14 protein-coding genes are annotated in these 21,032 nt (G+C 60.1%); 4 read left to right on the top strand and 10 right to left on the bottom strand.

The features are described 5' to 3' along the window. Positions 1 to 67: 67 nt before the first annotated feature. The 7 genes from ACLEJR_RS16020 to aceK all read right to left on the bottom strand — a co-directional run bounded on the left by ACLEJR_RS16020 (position 68) and on the right by aceK (position 12,742). On the bottom strand, positions 68 to 1,192 hold the full coding sequence (locus ACLEJR_RS16020; RefSeq protein ID WP_440814988.1) for a GNAT family N-acetyltransferase: 1,125 nt from the start codon (positions 1,190 to 1,192) through the stop codon (positions 68 to 70). A gap of 90 nt (positions 1,193 to 1,282) precedes the next feature. Beyond that, a complete protein-coding gene (locus tag ACLEJR_RS16015) occupies positions 1,283 to 2,380 on the bottom strand; it encodes an RHS repeat-associated core domain-containing protein (RefSeq protein WP_440814987.1) in 1,098 nt (365 codons plus the stop codon). 41 nt (positions 2,381 to 2,421) lie between these two features. Then, a complete protein-coding gene (locus ACLEJR_RS16010; protein WP_440814986.1) occupies positions 2,422 to 3,561 on the bottom strand; it encodes an RHS repeat-associated core domain-containing protein in 1,140 nt (379 codons plus the stop codon). A gap of 196 nt (positions 3,562 to 3,757) precedes the next feature. Beyond that, positions 3,758 to 5,068, bottom strand: coding sequence for an OprO/OprP family phosphate-selective porin (locus ACLEJR_RS16005; RefSeq protein ID WP_440797603.1), 1,311 nt, complete (start codon positions 5,066 to 5,068; stop codon positions 3,758 to 3,760). A gap of 456 nt (positions 5,069 to 5,524) precedes the next feature. Continuing rightward, on the bottom strand, positions 5,525 to 6,646 hold the full coding sequence (locus tag ACLEJR_RS16000; RefSeq protein ID WP_440797601.1) for a beta-ketoacyl-ACP synthase III: 1,122 nt from the start codon (positions 6,644 to 6,646) through the stop codon (positions 5,525 to 5,527). A gap of 334 nt (positions 6,647 to 6,980) precedes the next feature. Continuing rightward, positions 6,981 to 10,892, bottom strand: a complete 3,912-nt coding sequence (gene hrpA / locus ACLEJR_RS15995) for an ATP-dependent RNA helicase HrpA (RefSeq protein ID WP_440814985.1) — start codon at positions 10,890 to 10,892, stop codon at positions 6,981 to 6,983. A gap of 140 nt (positions 10,893 to 11,032) precedes the next feature. After that, positions 11,033 to 12,742, bottom strand: coding sequence for a bifunctional isocitrate dehydrogenase kinase/phosphatase (aceK, locus tag ACLEJR_RS15990; protein ID WP_440814984.1), 1,710 nt, complete (start codon positions 12,740 to 12,742; stop codon positions 11,033 to 11,035). 130 nt (positions 12,743 to 12,872) lie between these two features. On the opposite strand from aceK, the gene ACLEJR_RS15985 reads away from it, so the two are divergent. Then, positions 12,873 to 13,781 (top strand): DMT family transporter, encoded by a 909-nt coding sequence (locus ACLEJR_RS15985; RefSeq protein ID WP_440797596.1) that lies wholly within the window; start codon positions 12,873 to 12,875, stop codon positions 13,779 to 13,781. A 118-nt stretch (positions 13,782 to 13,899) separates the two neighbouring features. Here the strand turns inward: ACLEJR_RS15985 and ACLEJR_RS15980 are convergent, their stop codons facing one another. The 3 genes from ACLEJR_RS15980 to cysK form a co-directional block, all read right to left on the bottom strand. Continuing rightward, positions 13,900 to 14,763: a DMT family transporter gene (locus ACLEJR_RS15980; protein WP_440814982.1), complete on the bottom strand. Its 864-nt coding sequence runs from the start codon at positions 14,761 to 14,763 to the stop codon at positions 13,900 to 13,902. 336 nt (positions 14,764 to 15,099) lie between these two features. Then, positions 15,100 to 16,038, bottom strand: a complete 939-nt coding sequence (locus tag ACLEJR_RS15975; protein ID WP_440797592.1) for an aspartyl/asparaginyl beta-hydroxylase domain-containing protein — start codon at positions 16,036 to 16,038, stop codon at positions 15,100 to 15,102. Between the two features lie 353 nt (positions 16,039 to 16,391). Further along, positions 16,392 to 17,366, bottom strand: coding sequence for a cysteine synthase A (cysK, locus tag ACLEJR_RS15970; RefSeq protein WP_440814980.1), 975 nt, complete (start codon positions 17,364 to 17,366; stop codon positions 16,392 to 16,394). A 129-nt stretch (positions 17,367 to 17,495) separates the two neighbouring features. Here cysK and ACLEJR_RS15965 point away from each other — a divergent pair, with 129 nt between their 5' ends. The 3 genes from ACLEJR_RS15965 (at position 17,496) to ACLEJR_RS15955 (ending at position 20,977) form a co-directional block, all read left to right on the top strand. After that, the gene (locus ACLEJR_RS15965; protein WP_440797588.1) at positions 17,496 to 18,572 is read left to right on the top strand and encodes a DUF748 domain-containing protein; all 1,077 of its coding nucleotides are present in this window, start codon (positions 17,496 to 17,498) and stop codon (positions 18,570 to 18,572) included. 347 nt (positions 18,573 to 18,919) lie between these two features. Further along, positions 18,920 to 19,765 (top strand): AAA family ATPase, encoded by an 846-nt coding sequence (locus tag ACLEJR_RS15960; RefSeq protein WP_024780422.1) that lies wholly within the window; start codon positions 18,920 to 18,922, stop codon positions 19,763 to 19,765. A 33-nt stretch (positions 19,766 to 19,798) separates the two neighbouring features. Further along, positions 19,799 to 20,977, top strand: a complete 1,179-nt coding sequence (locus tag ACLEJR_RS15955) for a vWA domain-containing protein (protein ID WP_440814978.1) — start codon at positions 19,799 to 19,801, stop codon at positions 20,975 to 20,977. The last annotated feature ends 55 nt before the right edge of the window (positions 20,978 to 21,032 follow it).

Genomic DNA, 21,032 nt, shown 5'->3' with positions numbered 1-21,032 from the left:
AGGGCTGCTACGCAGCCCAGCGGGAGCAAGCTCCCTCGCCACAAGGTTGCACGCGAGTCAGCAGCTATCAGCACTGCCGATAAGGCAGTGCCGTCCTGGCCTCTTCGGCGTAGGCCAACACCCCTTGCTGTTCGCGAACGAGAAAATCCTCGACCGCTGCCTTCAACCCCGGGTGGCGCAAGTAATGCCACGAGCGGGTAATCACCGGCTCAAACCCCCGGATCAATTTGTGCTCGCCCTGGGCGCCGGCATCGAAACGCTGCAAGCCATGGGCAATCGCGTAGTCCATCCCTTGGTAGAAACAGGTCTCGAAATGCAGGCGGTCAAACTCCGCCAGGCAACCCCAATACCGCCCATAGAAACTGTCGTCCCCCACCAGACTGAATGCCATCGCCACCGGCCGTGAACCTTGCTTGGCAAGCACCACGCGAATCGCTTCGGGCATGCGTTCGGCCAGCAGGCTGAAAAACGCCCGCGTCAGGTACGGCGCCTGCCGACGCACCGCATAGGTGTTGGCGTAACAGGCGTAGACGAAATCCCACTGCGCCTCGTCCAGTTGATGACCTTCGAGCCATTCGAACTCGATGCCCTGCCCCGCCACCTGCTCGCGCTCCTTGCGCATCTGCTTGCGCTTGCGCGAACTGAGGGCGTCGAGAAAGTCCTGGAAATCCCGATAACCGCGATTGCGCCAGTGATACTGGCAGCCGATCCGCTGCAACCAGCCCTCCTGCCCGGCCAGCGCCGTGTCGGTGAACGCATCGGTAAAGTTGATGTGAGCGCTGGAAAGCCCTTCGATTTCCAGGTAACCCGGCACGCTGCCCAGCAACGCCAGGCCATCCTCGACCCGCGCCGCCAACAGACGCGGGCCACTGACCGGACTGAACGGCACCGCCGTCAGCAACTTGGGGTAATAGTCGATGCCGGCCCGGGCACAGGCATCGGCCCAGCCGTGGTCGAACACGTACTCGCCGTAGGAATGCCATTTGCGATAACTGGGCAAGGCCGCTAGCAAACGCCCGTCCTCGATGTGCAGCAAATGCTCGGCCTGCCAGCCGGACTGCGGACCGAGGCTGGCGCTGTCTTCCAGAGAGCGGAGGAAGGCGTGGCGCAGGAAGGGCTGATTGGCGGGTACCAGCGCGTCCCACTGCCGAGGCGCGATGGAGGATAGGTTGTTCAGAACGTGAAGCGGCATGAGGATTCCCGAAGTCCAGGCGGCGAATGGGAGAGTATCGCCGATTTGGAGAAGAGGAACGATAAGCGGAAAGATTTTACAGCCTGCTCTTCACTGTCCGGATGGAGCTCTATCAACATTCGCCCCACGAATGTTTTTCATCTCATCCTCTGAAAGTTTAAACTTTTTAAAATATGCCTCTTGTTCCACTCCACTTTTTAATGCCACTCCCCTTCTATAAGCCTCTGCTATTATTTTGAAATCCAAGGCGCTATGCCTGGTAATACCATCCTTACCGTGATTCAATATAGCGAAATCGTATTCCTTACTAGCCAGTAAAGACGCTTGAATAGCGCGCTCATGCTCAACCCGAGCAAATGATCGCTCCAAACGCCTCTTAAACAAATTAGTCACATGATCTGCTTTCCGCGCAACAGCGGTGGTTTCGTAAAATAGCTTTCTTTGTCGGAGAGCCTCAATATCATCACGCGATATAGTTTTAATAGATGCATCCGTCACTTTACTCGCCTTAGTTCTGAGAAAACTGCTGGGTGAGCTTGTAGCACCAGGAAGATAACTAGGCGAATTAGTGGTAACCCGGAAAAACCTTAAAAAATCACCTGCAACTGTATGCCCTGTAGGGTCCACACTGTTAACCGGATCCCCCACGCAATACATATACGCATTCACCCCCCCCTTTCCAAACGGGCTCAAATTGTCGGGGCTGTGAAACCTCATCAGCCGGGGGTTGAACACTCGATAACCATTGCCGAGCAAATACCACCCGGTTTGCCTTTCACGCCGCTCGCCGTTGTAGCCCAGATGGCCTTTCATCAATGCTTCAACGGTACGATGGCCGTACGGTGAATAAGCGATGCCCTTGAGTCCCTGCTGAGTAAGCTCACCCAACACGCTGTTCTTGTCATCACACATCAGCAATCTGGAATGAGTCTCACCACCGGTTTGGCATTCAGCGAGCACAACGCCCTCTACACGCACGAAGGTTGTGCTGACAGCCCCACTGAGCTCGTTCGCCAACTCATCGTTTCGGTAGAACCGTTGCGCTTGGCCGTCGACAGTGCTGAGTCCGACCAGAATGTCCAACGCGTCATAACGGAAACCTGCGACCGTTTCGTCCGTACGAGCGCCAAGATTGGCACTGGAGCCACGGGAGGATGCGAGCTGCTCTGCTTGTTTTGAATCAGCCATATCGACCTCAGCGCACCGCAAAAGAACGTTATGTTGAAATCCTATTGGAAGAACAACCTTTCGCCGAGTCTATTCGTTTGAGGTGAAACTACGTTGCGCAATCCCCCCTCACGAATGTTTGAATTCCGCTGACGATTGCTCCACACATTAAATTCACTTTGCGCCTTAACCAAATCAGCATCTATTTTCGCCACATCCACTTTCATTGACGAATGATATTTTTTTGCTTGGTCTCGAAAAGCGTCTGCACTATGCCTGGTAATACCGTACTTCTTTAAATTACTCACGGAAAAATCATAGATCTGCCTGGCGGAGCTTGCCTCAGCAACAGACTTTTCGATCTGCTTCCACTTCATCGTCAGGCCCTCCGAACTTATGTTTTCCGAGCCCATAAACTCATTCAGTTCACGAACCGCCTTCTTGGCGTCGTGATAAGCTACCATCTGTCTTTTATCAAGATCACCAACATGTGTCTTCGTAATAGTGAATAGGGACGCCGACTTTCCTTCTGGCCGCTTCTTTAAATCCTCGGGAATATTCTTAGCAACGGAAGACGCGGTGGTTTTCCTGAAAAGCCGCAAAAAACCCCCTTTAGAAAAAGCAAAGTGCCCAGTGAGGTCCACACTGTTAACCGGATCCCCAACGCAATACATATACGCATTCAAGCCCCCCTTTCCAAATGGGCTCAAACTGTCCGGGCTATGAAATCTCATCAGTCGTGGGTTGAACACTCGATAACCATTGCCGAGCAAATACCACCCGGTTTGCCTTTCACGCCGCTCGCCGTTGTACCCCAAGTGGCTGCTCGCTAATGCTTCATCGGTACGATGGCCGTAAGGTGAATAAGCGATGCCCTTGAGGCCCTGTTGAGTCAGTTCACCCAGCACACTGTTCTTATCATCGCCCACCAGCAACATAGGCCCGAGATCACCGCCGGTCTGATGCTCGGCGAGCACAACGCCCTCTGCGCGGACAAAGGTCGTGCTGACGGTCCCGCTGACTTCGTTCGCCAACTCATCGTTTCGGTAGAACCGTTGTTCCTTTCCGGCGGATGTAGTGCGTCCGATCAAGCCATCCAGCGCGTCATAGTGGAATTGAGCAGCCGTTTCGGTCGGCCAGTCGCCCTTATTTGAGGCGGGTCCATTGGACCCGGGTTGGCCTTCTTTATCTGATCCCGCCATGGCGACTCTCCACATGAGCCCATTGTGACTGGGGAAAGTAAGCACGCTTTACTGATACGCCGAAACTGTCAGGGTTGACAGGTGACTGCCCATACAGTGCTTCCCCCAAATGCAGCTCAAAAAAAACCCCGCCAGAGGCGGGGTTGAAAAAGGAGCGTTAACGGATGAAGTTAAAGCGGTGTATCAGGTACGTGCCTTAGAACACGTACTGGGCGCGCATGACAAAACCATCGCCATCGTCATCGCCGTTGACGTTGGTGACTTTGTCGGTCTTGGCCTTGATGTAGGCGGCGGAGATTTTCACCGCTTCGTTGGCGTACCAGTTCACGCCCAGGTTGTGAACCTTGGCTTCGGCATCGCCGACGTCACGGGTGGCGCTGGCGGTGGTGATGTTGTCGTCTTCGACGGTCAGGCTGTCGTAGCGATAGAACACTTCCCAGGCGCCGATGGACTTGTTCTGAGGCTTGATGGCATCGAACTTGCCGACTTTATAGCCACGGGATTCACCGGTGAGGGTGTAAGCGCCCTGGACATAGAAGCCGTGGCCCTTGATGTCTTCGAAACCGTCGGCGTCAGCCTTAGTCTTGCGGGTGATGTATTCGCCCTGGATAGAGGCTGGGCCCATGGCGAAAGCGGCTTCCAGGCCGAACGCGGTGTCGCGGTCGTAGGAGCCGGCCGGCGAGTTGTTGGCGCCGCCCAGTACCGGACGGTTGCCGTTAGGGCCGGCATCGTTGCCGCCGAGGGTTTCCACGCCACGCATGCCCAGGCGGGAGCGATAACGAGCATCGAACACGGTGTCGGAGACGTCACGCGAAGCCACGTTCACACCGAAGTGCAACACGTTGCCGGCATCGTGCATCGGGGCGAAGACGAAGCGACCGTTGACCTGCTTGACGCTGTCGCCGTCGGTGTCGTCGGTGTCTTTGCTGAACACACCGGCCGAGGCGTAGAACGAATCGGCGAAGGTGCTGGAGGCTTGCAGGCCCAGGCCGTTCTGGTGGCTGTTGGTCCAGTCGATCAGATCATAAGCGGCGTTACGCTCAGGCGCAGTGACCCACTTGGAGCTGGTGGCTTTTTCCAGGCCGAAGTCGGGGTCGAAACGACCGACCTTGATGGAGACCGGCTTGAAGCCGTTGTAGGCCAGGGACGCTTCGTCGAAGTAGCCGTTATCGGAGTCGCCACTGTTGTGGGACATGTCGTAGTTGATGGTGTAGGCCCAATCCGTGTACAGCACGCCGGACAGTTCCAGGAAGGCGCGGCGGATGTAGGCGGCGTCGGCCGATTTGCCGTTGTCGGTGTAGATCCCGTCGAACTGGCTGTAGTCAGCCTGCAAACGACCGCCAAGCTTGAAGCTGAACTCTTTGTCAGTGGTAGCGACCTCAAGGCCGCCCTTGGTTTTGACCACGATATCGGCGCCGTCGGTGGTGACGGTGCCGGCGAAAGCCTGGGCGGTTACTGCCATTGCCAGTGCGCTGGCGGCAACACCTGCGAAGTGCTTACGGATCATCGAAGAATTCCCCTGTTGGTAGTCTATGCGTTGGAAAACACGCGGAAACGGGCCCGCTGGTGTTGGGAGGGGATCTTGGCGGCAGGTTGTGTCAGGCAAGTTGCCATCAGATAAAGATTTTATGACAGAGGAACTTTTTACTTCGAAAGTGAATAACGGCAAACGCCGAAACCCTGTGGGAGCGAGCCTGTTCGCGATAGAGGTGAGTCAGTCAACAGATTTGTCACTGACATACCGCTTTCGCGAGCAGGCTCGCTCCCACAGGGGTTTTGTACAGGCTGATAGATGGGGAGAGGCCTGATGCTGCTTTTGTGGCGAGGGAGCTTGCTCCCGCTCGGTTGCGCAGCGACCGCACGATCTGGGGGGCTGCTTCGCCCGAGGCGTCGGACCGACCCAGCGGGAGCAAGCTCCCTCGCCACAGAAACTCCACTTGCCACAGAGGGTGGCAGGGCTGGATCAGCGCTTGCGCAAAATCACGCTGCCAATCGAATACCCGGCGCCGAACGAACTGAGTACCGCGACCGAGCCGCTGGGCAGGTCGTCCTGGTATTTGTGGAAGGCGATCACCGAGCCGGCCGAGCTGGTGTTGGCGTAGCGGTCGAGGATCACCGGCGCTTCTTCTTCGGTGGCTTCGCGGCCCAGCAGCTTGCGCACGATCAGCTGGTTCATGCTCAGGTTGGCCTGGTGCAGCCAGAAGCGCTTCACATCGGCGACGTTCAGCTGGTTTTCCTCCAGGTGGGCACCGATCAGCTCGGCGACCATCGGGCAGACGTCGCGGAACACCTTGCGGCCTTCCTGGACGAACAGCTTGTCACGGCTGCCGACACCCTCTTCTGCGGCGCGGTTGAGGAAGCCGAAGTTGTTGCGGATGTTGTTGGAGAACTTGGTGAGCAACTTGGTGCTGACCACGTCGAACTGGTACGACGAGGTCGCCTGGTCGGCCCGTTCGATGATCACGGCCGTGGCCGCGTCGCCGAAGATGAAGTGGCTGTCGCGGTCGCGGAAGTTCAGGTGACCGGTGCAGACCTCCGGGTTGACCATCAGGATCGCCCGCGCCTGGCCCAGTTGCACGCTGTTGGCTGCCGCCTGGATGCCGAAGGTCGCTGAAGAACAGGCCACGTTCATGTCGAAACCGAAACCTTCGATGCCCAAAGCTTCCTGGACTTCGATGGCAATGGCCGGGTACGGACGCTGCAAGTTGGAACAGGCGACGATCACCCCATCGATGTCGGCCGCCGTGCGACCGGCGCGCTCAAGAGCCTGTCTGGCGGCAGCCACGGCCATTTCGCAGAGGACCGACCATTCTTCGTTGGAGCGCTCGGGCAGGCGCGGGGTCATGCGTTGCGGGTCGAGGATACCGTCCTTGTCCATGACAAAGCGGCTCTTGATGCCGGAGGCTTTTTCGATGAACGCCGCGTTGGATTCGGTCAGCGCCTGGACTTCGCCGCGCTCGATGGCCTCGGCGTTGTCGGCGTTGAACTGCGCGACGTAGGTGTTGAAAGAGTGCACCAGCTCTTCGTTGGAGATGCTGTTGGCCGGGGTGTACAGGCCGGTGCCGCTGATGACGACGTTATGCATGGTCGTGTCTCTGATCTGTTCAGGCAGAAAGCATTGGCACCGACGTACCAATACGCAAAGGGTCTTTTCCCATCCAGGGGAGGCAGACCTGGCATCGCTTTATTCCGATCCGCCCGTGGCATTGAAGCTCAAAACCACAGGGCCGGCATTTATAGGCGCGAAGTTTGCCATAAACGCTGGGGTTTGGCCCATGGTCCGTCAATCCAGACACAAATCCCCTGTGGGAGCGAGCTTGCTCGCGATAATGGAGTGTCAGTCACCACATCTGTCACTGACACACCGCTATCGCGAGCAGGCTCGCTCCCACAGGGGCCAGGGGGTCATCTGGATCTGATCAAGGCTCCACCTGCCCCCACTGCTTGCTCAAACGCTTATCCGAAATCGGCACCTTGGTTCCCAACTGCTGGGCAAACAGCGAGACCCGGTATTCTTCCAGCCACCAACGGTACAGTTCCAGTTGCGGATCGCGCTTGCCTTCCTGGGCATGTTTGCTGGCGCGGGCCTGGTATTGCGTCCAGAGGTTCGACAGCTCACCACTCCAGACCCGGTCCTTCTGCACCTGACTGCCGAGTTTCTCGAAGCGCTGCTCGATGGCCTTGAGGTAGCGCGGCAGTTCCTTGAGCCATTGATGTGGGGTTTCGCGCACGAAGCCCGGGTACACCAAGTGGTTGAGCTGCTGCTTGATGTCGTTGAGCGCCACGGCCTGGGCCAGGTCGATCTTGCCCTTGAAGCGTTTTTGCAGGCCGTGCCAGAGCTTGAGGATGTCCAGGGTCAGCTTCGCCAGACGCTCGGCGTGCTCGGTCCACCCGCCGCGCTTGCGCTCGGCCAGGGAGGCGAGCGCGGCGCCGTCGCGGGGCAGGCTCGCCTCGCCGTCCAGCACGCAGCTGTCGAGGCTCGCCAGCAGGATGTCTTCCACCAGGCTGTCGATGCGGCCCAGCTCGCGGTACAGCAGGCCCAGCTCGGTCAACCCTGGCAGCTTGCCACGCAGGAACTTGGCGGACTCGGCCAGTTGCTGCATCAACAGGCGTTGCAAGGCGCGGCGATGCTGGAATTCGGCCTCGGCCGGGGTCGGGAAACGGCCTTCCTTGACCACGCCGCCCTCTTCCACCAGCGCCGGATACACCGTCATCGACAGACCGGCGATCTTCTGTTGGGTTTTTTCCGCCACTGGCGCAAAGATCTTCGCCTCTACCGGCGCCTGGCTCTTGGCTGTCTGCGGCACGGCCAGCGCAGCCTGGCTGGCCTCGGCAAAGCGCGCCGTCAGCTCGGCCAGGTCACGGCCTTCGCCGAGGAATTTGCCCTGGCCGTCGACGATCTCCAGGTTCATGCGCAAATGGCTTTCGACCTGCTGCGCGGCTTCGGCCCAGGCTTCGTCACTGACCCGCGCCCCGGTCATGCGCAACAGCTCACGCCCCAGGGACTGTGGCAAAGAGCCCTCGGCAAAAGTAATGCGTTGCAACGCGGCCTTGACGAAATCCGGCACCGGCACGAAGTTCTTGCGCAGAGCCTTGGGCAAGTTGCGCACCAAGGCAATGCACTTGGCCTCGATCATCCCCGGCACCAGCCATTCCAGGCGCTCCGGCGGCAGCATCGGCAACAGCGGCGCCGGCACTCGCAGGGTCACGCCGTCGCGGGGATGGTTGGGTTCGAAGTGGTAGCTCAGGGGTAAGGTCAAATCGCCGACGCGCAAGGTGTCCGGGTAATGCGCGGCGGTGACCTCATTGGCCTCGCGGGCCAGCACGTCTTCTTCGCGCATGATCAGCAGTTGCGGGTCTTTCTGACTGTTGATGCGGTACCAGCTGTCGAAGGTTGCGGTCTGGTGGATCTCCGCCGGCAGGCGCGCATCGTAGAACGCAAACAGGGTTTCTTCGTCCGCCAGGATGTCGCGACGACGGGCCTTGGCTTCCAGATCGTCGAGCTGCTCCAGCAGCCGGGTATTGGCCCCCAGGCATTTGGCTCGGGACTGGATCTCGCCGCGCACCAGCGCCTCGCGGATGAACAGCTCCCGCGACACCACCGGGTCCACCGGACCGTAATGCACCGGCCGACGACCGACCACGATCAGCCCGAACAGGGTGATCTGTTCATAGGCCACCACCTGTCCACGCTTCTTTTCCCAATGGGGTTCGAAGTGATTCTTCTTGATCAAGTGCCCGGCCAGCGGCTCGATCCAGTCCGGTTCGATCTTGGCGACCATGCGCGCATACAGCTTGGTGGTTTCCACCAGCTCGGCGGTCATCAGCCATTGCGGCCGCTTCTTGCCCAGGCCCGATGACGGGTGGACCCAGAACCGGCGCTGACGGGCACCGAGGTAATCGCCCTCTTCGGTTTTCTGGCCGATCTGGCTGAGCAGGCCCGAGAGCACCGCCTTGTGCAGTTTCGGGTAATCCGCCGGTTCCTTGTTGAGGCTCAACTGCATGTCGCGACAGATCAGGCTCAACTGGCGATGGGAATCACGCCACTCGCGCAGGCGCAAGTAGTTGAGGAAATTCTTGCGACACCAATTGCGCAAGGGGTTGGCGGTCAACGCTTGGCGCTGCTCCTCGAAACCACGCCACAGATTGACCAGCCCGGCGAAATCCGAATCGGCGTCTTTCCATTGGGCGTGGGCCTGGTCGGCGGCTTGCTGGCGCTCGGGTGGGCGCTCGCGCGGATCCTGGATCGACATGGCGCTGGCGACGATCAGCACTTCCTGGAGGCTGCCCAGTTTCGCCGCTTCCAAGAGCATGCGGCCCATGCGCGGGTCCACCGGCAGGCGCGCCAACTGCCGACCGAGCGGGGTCAACTGGCCGTTGCGATCCACCGCCGAGAGCTCTTGCAGCAGGTTGAAACCGTCACTGATGGCCTTGCCATCCGGCGGCTCGATGAACGGGAAGTCGGTAATCTCGCCCAGGCGCAGGTGCAGCATCTGCAGGATCACCGCCGCCAGGTTGGTGCGCAGGATCTCGGGGTCGGTGAATTCCGGCCGGCCGAGGAAATCCTCCTCGCTGTACAACCGCACACAGATCCCCGGCTCGACCCGCCCACAGCGCCCTTTGCGCTGGTTGGCGCTGGCCTGGGAAATGGCTTCGATGGGCAGGCGCTGAACCTTGGCCCGGTAGCTGTAGCGGCTGATGCGTGCGGTGCCGCTGTCGATCACGTAGCGAATGCCCGGCACGGTCAGCGAGGTTTCGGCGACGTTGGTCGCCAGCACCACGCGACGGCCCGGATGGGACTGGAAAATCCGCTGTTGTTCGGCCGGCGACAAACGCGCATACAACGGCAGGATCTCGGTGTGCTTGAGCTGGGCCTTGCGCAGCATTTCCGCCGCGTCGCGAATCTCCCGCTCGCCTGGCAGGAACACCAGCACATCGCCCGGACTGCGCCGCTCGCTGCGCTCATGGGCGGCGATCTCATCGAGGACGGCGAGGATCGCCTGGTCGACGGTCAGGTCATCTTCGACCCGGTTGCCTTCTTCGTCCTGCTCCAGGGTCAGCGGCCGATACCAGGTTTCCACCGGGAAGGTGCGGCCGGAGACTTCGACAATCGGCGCGTCATCGAAGTGTCTGGAGAAGCGCTCCAGGTCAATGGTCGCCGATGTGATGATGACTTTCAGGTCCGGGCGGCGCGGCAGCAGCGTCTTGAGATAACCCAGCAGGAAATCGATGTTGAGGCTGCGTTCGTGGGCTTCGTCGACGATGATCGTGTCGTAGCGTTCCAGGTAACGGTCGTTCTGGGTCTCGGCCAGCAGGATGCCGTCGGTCATCAGCTTGATCAGGGTGTTGGCATCGCTCTGGTCCTCGAACCGCACCTGATACCCCACCAGCGCGCCCAAGGGCGTCGCCAGTTCCTCGGCGACGCGACTGGCCACGCTGCGGGCGGCGATCCGACGGGGTTGGGTGTGGCCGATCAAGCCATGCTGGCCGCGCCCGATTTCCAGGCAGATCTTCGGCAACTGGGTGGTTTTACCCGAACCGGTTTCACCGGCGATGATCAACACCTGATGCTTGAGCAGCGCTTGCTTGATTTCATCGCGCTTGGCGGCAATCGGCAGATTGTCGTCATAGCGAATCAGCGGCAGGCTCGCTTTACGCGCCAGCACCTGATCGCACGACGCCTGCATGCGCGCCACCCACTGGGCGAGCTTGGCCTCGTCGGGTTTCTTGCGCAGCTCGAGCAACTGGCGCCGCAACCGATGACGGTCGGCGAGCATGGCGTGGTCGAGGTTTTTCAGCAGCTTGTCGAGAGCGGGGGCTTGGTCAGTCATCAGGTACGCAAGGGAGATAAGGAGCAGCGGCAAGTTTCAAGCTGCAAGCTGCAAGTTGCAAGCTGCGTTGGCCGGAAACTCGAAACTTGCCGCTTGAAGCTTGAAGCTTGAAGCTTGAAGCTTGAAGCTTGAAGCTGCTTCTATCCCTTGCGCCGATAAGGGAAGACATCGATCACCTTCCCGGCACGGATCGCCTCTTGCAATCCTTTCCAGTAATCGGCGTTGTACAGCTCGCCGTGGAGTTGATCGAACAGCTTGCGTTGCCCGGCGTCGGCGAACAGGAACGGCGGGAATTCCTCGGGAAACACATCCAGCGGCCCGATGGAGTACCAGGGCTCGGAAGCCATTTCGTCTTCCGGGGTGCGAGGCTGAGGGATGTGGCGAAAGTTGGCTTCGGTCAGGAAGCAGATTTCATCGTAATCGTAGAACACCACGCGGCCATGGCGGGTCACGCCGAAGTTCTTGAGCAGCATGTCGCCGGGGAAGATATTGGCCGCCGCCAGTTGCTTGATGGCCAGGCCATAGTCCTCCAGCGCCTCGCGCACCTGGGCTTCGTTGGCGTTTTCCAGGTAGAGGTTCAGCGGGGTCATGCGCCGCTCGGTCCAGCAGTGGCGGATCAGCACCGTGTCGCCTTGCACCGAGACGGTGGACGGCGCCACTTCCAGCAGTTCCTCAAGGCACGCCGGCTCGAACTTGCTCAGGGGGAAACGGAAATCGGCGAACTCCTGGGTATCGGCCATGCGTCCGACCCGGTCGACACTCTTCACCAGGCGGTACTTCTCGATCACCGTGGCCCGGTCGACATTCTTCGACGGCGAGAAACGGTCCTTGATGATCTTGAACACGGTGTTGAACCCCGGCAGGGTGAACACGCTCATGACCATGCCGCGCACGCCCGGTGCCATGATGAATCGATCGTCGGTGTTCGCCAGGTGATTGATCAGCGCCCGGTAGAATTCCGACTTGCCATGCTTGTAAAAACCGATGGACGTGTACAGCTCGGCGATGTGCTTGCCCGGCAGGATGCGCTTGAGAAAGCCGATGAATTCCGCCGGCACCGGCACGTCCACCATGAAGTACGAGCGGGTGAACGAAAAGATGATCGAGACCTGCGCCTCATCGGTGATCAGCGCGTCGATCTGGATGCCCCGACCCTCGCGATGCAACAACGGAATCACCAACGGCCATTGGTCATCGTGGGTGTAGATCCGGCCCACTAGGTAGGCGCCTTTGTTGCGATAGAGCACCGAGGAGAACAGTTCCACGGTCAGCTCCGGGTCCTTGCAGACCCAGTCCGGCAGGTTCTCGCGCAACTGCGCTTCAAGACGCTGCAAGTCACCCGGCAGATCGGCGTAGTCTTCGCTGAAACGGTAGTCGGCAAAGATCTGCCCGAGCATCCGGTCGAGCTGGCCATGGGGCTTGTAGGTGCGGGTCTGGGCAGCACGGGCCCGGCGCAGGCTGGGCCGGGTGGTGTGAATGAACATGGTGCCGTCGCTGATCAGGTCATGGCTGAACAGCCCGCAGAAAATCGAGTTGTACCAGGTCTCCGAGAGCTCATCGTCGAAACGCAGGTCGATCAGGCTGATGTACGCGCTCTTGACCAACGGCCAGCAGCCGACATCCATCAGCGCCTCGTCGTCGAATGCCTGGCGCAGGCGGGCCACGGTTTCGAAGACCTTTTCTTCATACAGATTGATCCGCGCCGCCGACGCCGCCTGCGCTTCCTGCCACTGGGCCTGCTCGAACCGGGCGCGGGCGCCGTCGGTAATCTGCCGGAAATGCTCGCGATAATCGTCGAAACCGTCGAGGATCGAACGGGCGATAGCGGTGGCGGGCCATGGCTGCGGCATAGGAGTAACCTCGGCGGGTCGTGCTTGTTATTGGCGACTGAGCTTAGAGGCCAATCACGCGGCAACGCAACCATTGCCATCGGTATCGGGGGCGGCGACACTGGCCGGCCCCTCCAGCAAGGAATGCCCCGTGAACCCCGTCGACTTCCTGCGTCTGCTGTCCCTGGCCGCCATCTGGGGCGCGAGCTTCCTGTTCATGCGCATCATCGCCCCGGTCATTGGCACGATTCCCACCGCGTTTTTCAGGGTGTCCATCGCCTTTGTCGGGCTGCTAGTGATCCTGGCCCTGATGCGCATCGACTTCAATTTTCGCGGCAAGCTGAAAGTGGTGATGGCGCTGGGCCTGATCAACTCCGGCATTCCGGCCACGTTCTACTCGGTGGCGGCCCAGGTGCTGCCGGCCGGCTACTCGGCGATTTTCAACGCGACGACACCGCTCATGGGCGTGCTGATCGGCGGGTTGTTCTTCAGCGAAAAACTCACCGCGGCCAAGCTCAGTGGCGTGTTTCTCGGACTGCTCGGTGTCGGCATCCTGACCGGCGCCGGCCCGGTGGCCTTCGACCTGCAACTGCTGATGGGCGCCCTCGCCTGCTTGGTCGCCACCGCCTGCTACGGCTTCGCCGGTTTCCTCACCCGTCGCTGGCTCGATCATCAAGGAGGGTTGGACAGCCGTCTCTCGACCCTGGGTAGCATGTTCGGCGCCACGGTGTTCTTGCTGCCGCTGTTCGGCTACAGCGTCATCAGCCAGCCACCGGCCAGCTGGGGCGGCTGGAGTGTCTGGTGGTCGCTGCTGGGGTTGGGGCTGGTGTGCACGGCGTTGGCCTACATTCTTTACTTCCGCCTGCTCAGTTCCATCGGCCCGGTGAAGTCGATGACCGTGACCTTTCTGATTCCGCCATTCGGCGTGTTGTGGGGGGCTTTGCTGCTGGATGAGCCGCTGGGGATGGCGCATTTGTATGGCGGGGTGTTGATAGCGGCGGCGTTGTGGTTGGTGCTGAAGCCTGGGGCGGTGAAGCCGGCTGAGGGGACTGGTCGGTAGGTCATCGCTGCGGCTGAAAATGCCATCGCGAGCAGGCTCGCTCCCACAGGGGTCAGGTGATCCTTGTGGGAGCGAGCTTGCTCGCGATAGCGGTCCTACGGCACCGACGATCTATCGATCAGCCGCTTTTACGAAACACAAATACCAGCCCGACGATGATCAGCAGCATACCCAGCCAGCTCAACAGTGCCAGCCGGTTGCCGAACACCAGGTAATCCATGACCGCCGTCACTGCCGGCACCAGATAGAACAGGCTGGTGACGTTCACCAGGTTGCCCCGTGCAATCAACCGGTACAGCAGCAACGTCGCCAGCACCGATACCACCAGCCCCATCCACAATACCGGCACGATGAAGCCGGCGTTGCTCTCGAAATGCAATGGCTGGAAAGGCGCGAACACGGCGCACAGTAAAAGCCCGGCCAGATACTGCACCGGCAGCGTGCCGAGGGGATTATCGGTAATGCGTTTCTGCATGATCGAACCTGCGGTCATGGACACCAGTGCCAGCAACCCGCACAGCATTCCCGTCAAGGACATCCCAGCCAACCCGATGCCCTGGTAGACCACCATGACCAACCCGACCAGCCCGAGCGCCAGGCCGAACAGACGCTGCCAGGAACGATGACGTTCCACGAGCACCACGGTGAGGATCGGTTGCACGCCCATCAGAGTCGCCATCACGCCGGGGGTGACGTTCATCTGCAGGGCCAACAGATAGAAAATCTGATAGCCCCCCAACAGCACTAACCCCGTGATCGCGGCATAGATCATCGGCTTGCCGGCCTTGGGCAGCTTGAACCTGAACACCGGGATCAAGAGCACCAAGGCACACAGTGCAATGGCAAACCGCATCAGCAGAAAAGCAAAAGGCGAAGCGTGGGCCAGGCCCAGTTTGGAAAAGATTGCCCCGCTGCTCCACAGCAGGACGAACAGGCTCGTGGAAGCCGCCGCCAATAAGGCGTTCTTGGATAGGGAAAACATGGATACCACCTGTAGTCAGGCAAAAGCCAACTCAGCCGAGGCTGAAGTCCAGTCGTTTTTTTCAGGCAGGCACAGGGGATGGCAACCGTTGCCGATCAGCCCTGAACGCCAACACCCGGCGGTGATACGACGCCGTATACCGGGCTACTGACAGGTGGGGGGTATTGACCGATCTGCACAGGCTGCTGATTCCCGCACGGCACGACGCCAGCGTTGAACGCTGGAACCACAACCGCGATGACAGGGGATACAGGCATGAGCCGATCTCTTGGGAAGGTGGGTTCGAGAACCCGACGAGCGCTGACTATAACCAGCGCCCGAAGTATTGCGCAACCCTTAACCGAACAACCAATAGCCAAGCGCCGTGAGCACCAGCACCGCCAGCACCGGCCGCATCACCCGGTACGCCTTGGGGTGCTTGCGCTTGAACTGCTTGACCCGGCCGCTGAAGGCGTCGCTGAACGACTTGCTCCAGGCATAAGCCTGGTTGATCCCACCGACGCGTTCGTCATCCAGGTTCTGCGGCGCGGTGGCGCGGCCGAGGAAAGCGCTGATGGCGCGATTGACGCGGGTCATCAGGCGGTTGCTCAGGGGCCGTTCGACGTCACAGAACAGGATCACCCGGGTCTGCGGGGTTTCGTTCTTCACCCAGTGCACGTAGGTCTCGTCGAACATCACGTCTTCACCGTCGCGCCAGGCATAGACCTGACCGTCGACAAAGATGCGGCAGTCTTCGGAGTTGGGTGTGGACAGCCCCAGGTGATAACGCAGGGAACCGGCGAACGGATCGCGATGGGGGTTCAGGTGGCTGCCGCCGGGCAACAGCGCAAACATCGCGCCTTTCACATTGGGAATCGCGCTCACCAGCTCGACGGTTTTCGGGCAGAGCAGCTCGGCGGAGGGCAGCGGTTTGTCGTACCACTTGAGGTAGAAACGCTTCCAGCCTTTCTTGAAAAACGAACCGAAACCGGCATCGTTGTTCTTCTCCGCAGCGCGGATGTACCCCTCGTCGAACAGGTGCATGGCCTCGTCGCGGATGACCTGCCAGTTATCCTTGAGCACATCCAGTTCGGGAAACTTGCTGCGATCCAGGTAGGGTTTGGAAGGTACGCCGGAGAACAGGTACATCAAGGCGTTATAAGGAGCGAACAACGCTGAATGATTGACGAATTGGCGCAAGACCGGCAAACGCGCCTTACCGCGCAGATGCACGTACAGCGTGCTGCCGAGAAACAACAGCAGCACCGAGGCCTTGGCGACAAACGAAAAAGTCATCTGGAACTCCTTGTCAGAAAACAACTAACGCAATGCCATCGGGCCAGCGCAGCGGCCGGTCATGGTATAGATCGTCGGCAGCGTAAGGAACCGCCCGGCGTAATATTCATTGTTGAGGGATGCGCAACAATGACATTCATGACACCCCTGGCCTGACCCTTGGCTGACACCGATCCAACACCGTGGCTCAAACCTGAAGCGGCTTTTGTGGCGAGGGAGCTTGCTCCCGCTGGGGCGCGCAGCACCCCCACTGCGATAATTGCCCCAAGACTGCAGGCGCCTGCTTCGCAGTCGAGCGGGAGCAAGCTCCCTCGCCACAATGATGTTCATCCACCCTCGCGGTGAGCCCGTTGTTACTGCTGGATCTCCTGCTCGGTAAACAAATCACTGAACAACATGCTCGACAAGTACCGCTCGCCCGAATCCGGCAGGATCACTACGATGGTCTTGCCTTGCATTTCCGGCTTTTCCGCCAGACGTGCGGCCACCGCCATGGCTGCGCCACAGGAAATGCCGCAGAGGATGCCCTCCTCCTGCATCAGCCGCAGGGCCATGGCCTTGGATTCCTCATCCGTGACCCGCTCGACCTGATCGACCATCGACAGATCGAGGTTCTTCGGCACGAACCCGGCGCCGATCCCCTGGATCTTGTGTGGGCTGGGCTTGATCTCCTGCCCCGCCAGCGCCTGGGTAATTACCGGCGAGGTCTCCGGCTCCACCGCCACCGACAGGATCGGCTTGCCGCAAGTGTTCTTGATATACCGCGACACCCCGGTAATCGTTCCGCCAGTGCCTACGCCCGCGACTAGTACGTCCACCGCGCCGTCGGTGTCGTTCCAGATTTCCGGGCCGGTGGTCTTTTCGTGGATCGCCGGGTTCGCCGGGTTTTCGAACTGCTGCGGCATGAAGTATTTGGACGGGTCGCTGGCAAGGATTTCAGCGGCTTTTTCGATGGCGCCTTTCATGCCCTTGGCCGGTTCGGTGAGCACCAGCTCCGCGCCCAGGGCCTTGAGCACCTTGCGCCGCTCGATGCTCATGGATGAAGGCATGGTCAGCATCAGCTTGTAGCCACGGGCGGCGGCGACAAACGCCAGGCCGATGCCGGTGTTGCCCGAGGTCGGTTCGACAATCGTCATGCCCGGCTTGAGCCGGCCCGAGCTTTCCGCGTCCCAGATCATGTTCGCGCCGATCCGGCACTTGACCGAATAACCCGGATTGCGCCCTTCGATCTTCGCCAGGATGGTCACGCCGCGTGGGGCAATGCGGTTGATCTGCACCAACGGCGTATTACCGATGGAATGGGCGTTGTCAGCGAATATGCGGCTCATGGCTGGGGTCCTTGATTCAGCAGGAATTTAGCGCCTAAAGGTATGCCTGTTGCCCGAGTGCGTCCAGTTGCACCGAACGTTCCGGTTGCTCCAACAGTCAATGGCATTAACAACGCTGGGAGTGCTGACATGAAACGCCGATACAGCTGGCCACTGTGGACGCTCGCCGCCATCGTCGCGGTGCTGGTGGCCCTGCATTTCACTTTGCCCTACCTGGTGCGCGACTACTTGAACGACAAACTGGCCGACATGGGCGATTACCGCGGCCAGGTCACCGACGTGGACCTGGCGCTGTGGCGCGGCGCCTATCGGATCAATGGCCTGAAAATCGTCAAGGTCGACGGTAAGGTCCCGGTGCCGTTCGTCGACGCGCCGCTGATCGACCTGTCCGTCAGTTGGCACTCGCTGTGGTACGACCATGCCGTGGTGGCCGAAGCCGAATTCGCTCGCCCCGAAGTGAACTTCGTCGATGGCGGCCCCAACCGTCAGAACTCTCAGACCGGTCAGGGCACCAATTGGCGCGAGCAACTCAGCAAGCTGCTGCCCATCACCCTCAACGAAGTGCGAATTCGCGACGGCAAGATCACCTTTCGCAACTTCAACTCACAGCCACCGGTCAACCTGCGGGCCACCGAGGTCAACGCCAGCTTCTATAACCTGACCAACGTAGTGGACACCGAAGGCAAGCGCGACGCCCGCTTCGAGGGCAAGGCGCTGGTAGCCGAACACGCGCCGCTGGAAGTACAGGCAACCTTCGATCCGCTGAGCAATTTCGAGGATTTCGACTTTCGCCTGCGGGCCAGGAATATCGAGCTCAAGCGCCTGAACGACTTTGCCGCGGCCTATGGCAAATTCGACTTCAACGCCGGCCATGGCGACCTCGTGATCGAAGCCCAGGCCGACAATGCCCGGCTCAGCGGCTACATCAAGCCACTGTTGCGCGATGTGGACGTGTTCGACTGGCAGCAGGACGTGGAAAACGAGAAAAAGAACATCTTCCGCTCGGTCTGGGAGGCGCTGGTCGGCACAGGGGAAACAGCCCTCAAGAACCAGCGCAAGAACCAGTTCGCCACCCGGGTGGAACTCAGCGGCAACGTGCATCAACAGAACATCAGCGCCTTCGAAGCCTTCCTGCAAATCCTGCGTAATGGCTTCGTCCAGGCGTTCAATGCGCGCTACGAGCAGCCGCCGCCTTCCAAGGATTAGCGACCGTACTGCTCACTCCTGAGCACCGCTATCCCTGTGGCGAGGGAGCTTGCTCCCGCTGGGTTGCGCAGCGACCCCAAAAACCTGCGAGCGCTGCGCCCTGGACGTCAGCCCTGCCAAGCGGGAGCAAGCTCCCTCGCCACAGAAGCGGGTCATGGTCGCTACTGCATTGCGACCCATTGTTCAGTGGTCGCGGCCTAGACCTAGTCAACATCTGACGCTCCATTCAGAGACTGAATACAGCGTCTGCGTTCACAGGCGGCGCGGCGCCGCGTTATAGTCGGGCACGACATTTATTTCGCGCGCCCCGCCTCATCGGGCCGGCGACACGTTCGAGGAAATTGCAGATGAAGTTCGAAGGCACCAGCGCCTACGTGGCCACCGATGACCTGAAGCTGGCCGTGAACGCCGCCATTACCCTGGAGCGGCCGTTGCTGGTCAAGGGCGAGCCGGGCACCGGCAAGACCATGCTGGCCGAGCAACTGGCGCAATCTTTCGGCGCACGCTTGATTACCTGGCACATCAAGTCCACCACCAAGGCCCACCAGGGTCTGTACGAGTACGATGCGGTCAGCCGCCTGCGCGACTCGCAGCTGGGGGTGGACAAGGTCCATGACGTGCGCAACTACCTGAAGAAGGGCAAGCTCTGGGAAGCATTCGAGTCCGAGGAGCGCGTGATCCTGCTGATCGACGAAATCGACAAGGCCGACATCGAGTTCCCCAACGACTTGCTGCAAGAGCTCGACAAGATGGAGTTCTATGTCTACGAGACCGATGAAACCATCAAGGCCAAGCAGCGCCCGATCATCATCATTACTTCCAACAACGAAAAAGAGCTGCCGGACGCCTTCCTGCGTCGCTGCTTCTTCCACTACATCGCCTTCCCGGACCGAGTCACCCTGCAGAAAATCGTCGATGTGCATTACCCGGACATCAAGAAAGACCTGGTCAGCGAAGCGCTGGACGTGTTCTTCGACGTGCGCAAGGTCCCGGGCCTGAAGAAAAAGCCTTCCACCTCCGAACTGGTGGACTGGCTCAAGCTGCTGATGGCCGACAACATCGGCGAAGCGGTCCTGCGCGAGCGCGATCCGACCAAGGCCATTCCGCCGCTGGCCGGTGCCCTGGTCAAGAACGAACAGGACGTGCAACTGCTTGAGCGCCTGGCGTTCATGAGCCGTCGCGGCACGCGCTGAGCCTCTCGTCCACCCAGCGCGAGGGCAACCGCCATGCTGCTAAACCTGTTCAATGAAATGCGCGCCGCCAAGGTGCCGGTGTCGGTGCGTGAACTGCTGGACCTGATCAACGCGCTGAAACAGCGAGTGGTCTTCGCCGACATGGATGAGTTCTATTACCTGTCCCGGGCGATCCTGGTGAAGGACGAGCGGCATTTCGACAAGTTCGACCGGGCATTCGCTGCCTACTTCAATGGCCTGGAGAAACTCGACGATCACCTCCAGGCGCTGATTCCCGAGGACTGGCTGCGCAAGGAATTCGAGCGTTCGCTGACCGATGAGGAACGGGCGCAGATCCAATCCCTGGGCGGCCTGGACAAGCTGATCGAAGAGTTCAAGAAGCGCCTGGAAGAACAGAAGGAACGCCACGCCGGCGGCAACAAGTGGATCGGCACCGGCGGCACCAGCCCGTTCGGCTCCGGTGGCTTCAACCCTGAAGGCATCCGTGTCGGCGACGCCGGCAAGCGCCAGGGCAAGGCCGTGAAGGTCTGGGACCAACGCGAGTACAAGAACCTCGACGACCAGGTGGAACTGGGCACCCGCAACATCAAGATCGCCCTGCGCCGCCTGCGCAAGTTCGCCCGCCAGGGGGCAGCCGAAGAACTGGACATCGACGGCACCATCGACCACACCGCCCGCGATGCCGGCCTGTTGAACATCCAGATGCGCCCGGAACGACGCAACACGGTGAAGTTGTTGCTGCTGTTCGACATCGGCGGCTCGATGGACGCCCATGTGAGAATCTGCGAGGAACTGTTCTCGGCCTGCAAGACCGAGTTCAAGCACCTGGAGTATTTCTACTTCCACAACTTTGTCTATGAGTCGGTGTGGAAGAACAACCTGCGCCGCACCTCCGAGCGCACCTCGACCCATGATCTGCTGCACAAGTACGGTCCCGACTACAAAGTGATCTTCATCGGCGACGCCGCCATGGCGCCCTATGAGATCACCCAGCCCGGCGGCAGTGTCGAGCATTGGAACGAAGAAGCCGGTTATGTGTGGATGCAGCGCTTCATGGAGACATACAAGAAGCTTATCTGGATCAATCCTTATCCGAAGGACACCTGGGGCTATACCGCTTCGACCAATATTGTCCGGGAGTTGGTGGAAGACCGGATGTACCCGCTGACGTTGCGGGGGTTGGAGGAAGGGATGCGATTCCTTTCCAAGTAGATTTCTGGTGCCCTTTAGGGCCTCTTCGCGAGCAAGCCCGCTCCCACACTGGATC

The organism is Pseudomonas sp. SMN5, assembly GCF_052041925.1.
In the GTDB taxonomy this organism is placed as follows: Bacteria; Pseudomonadota; Gammaproteobacteria; order Pseudomonadales; family Pseudomonadaceae; genus Aquipseudomonas.
Note: the sequence above shows the minus strand (reverse complement) of the source record. Positions and strands in the feature narration are given on the sequence as shown.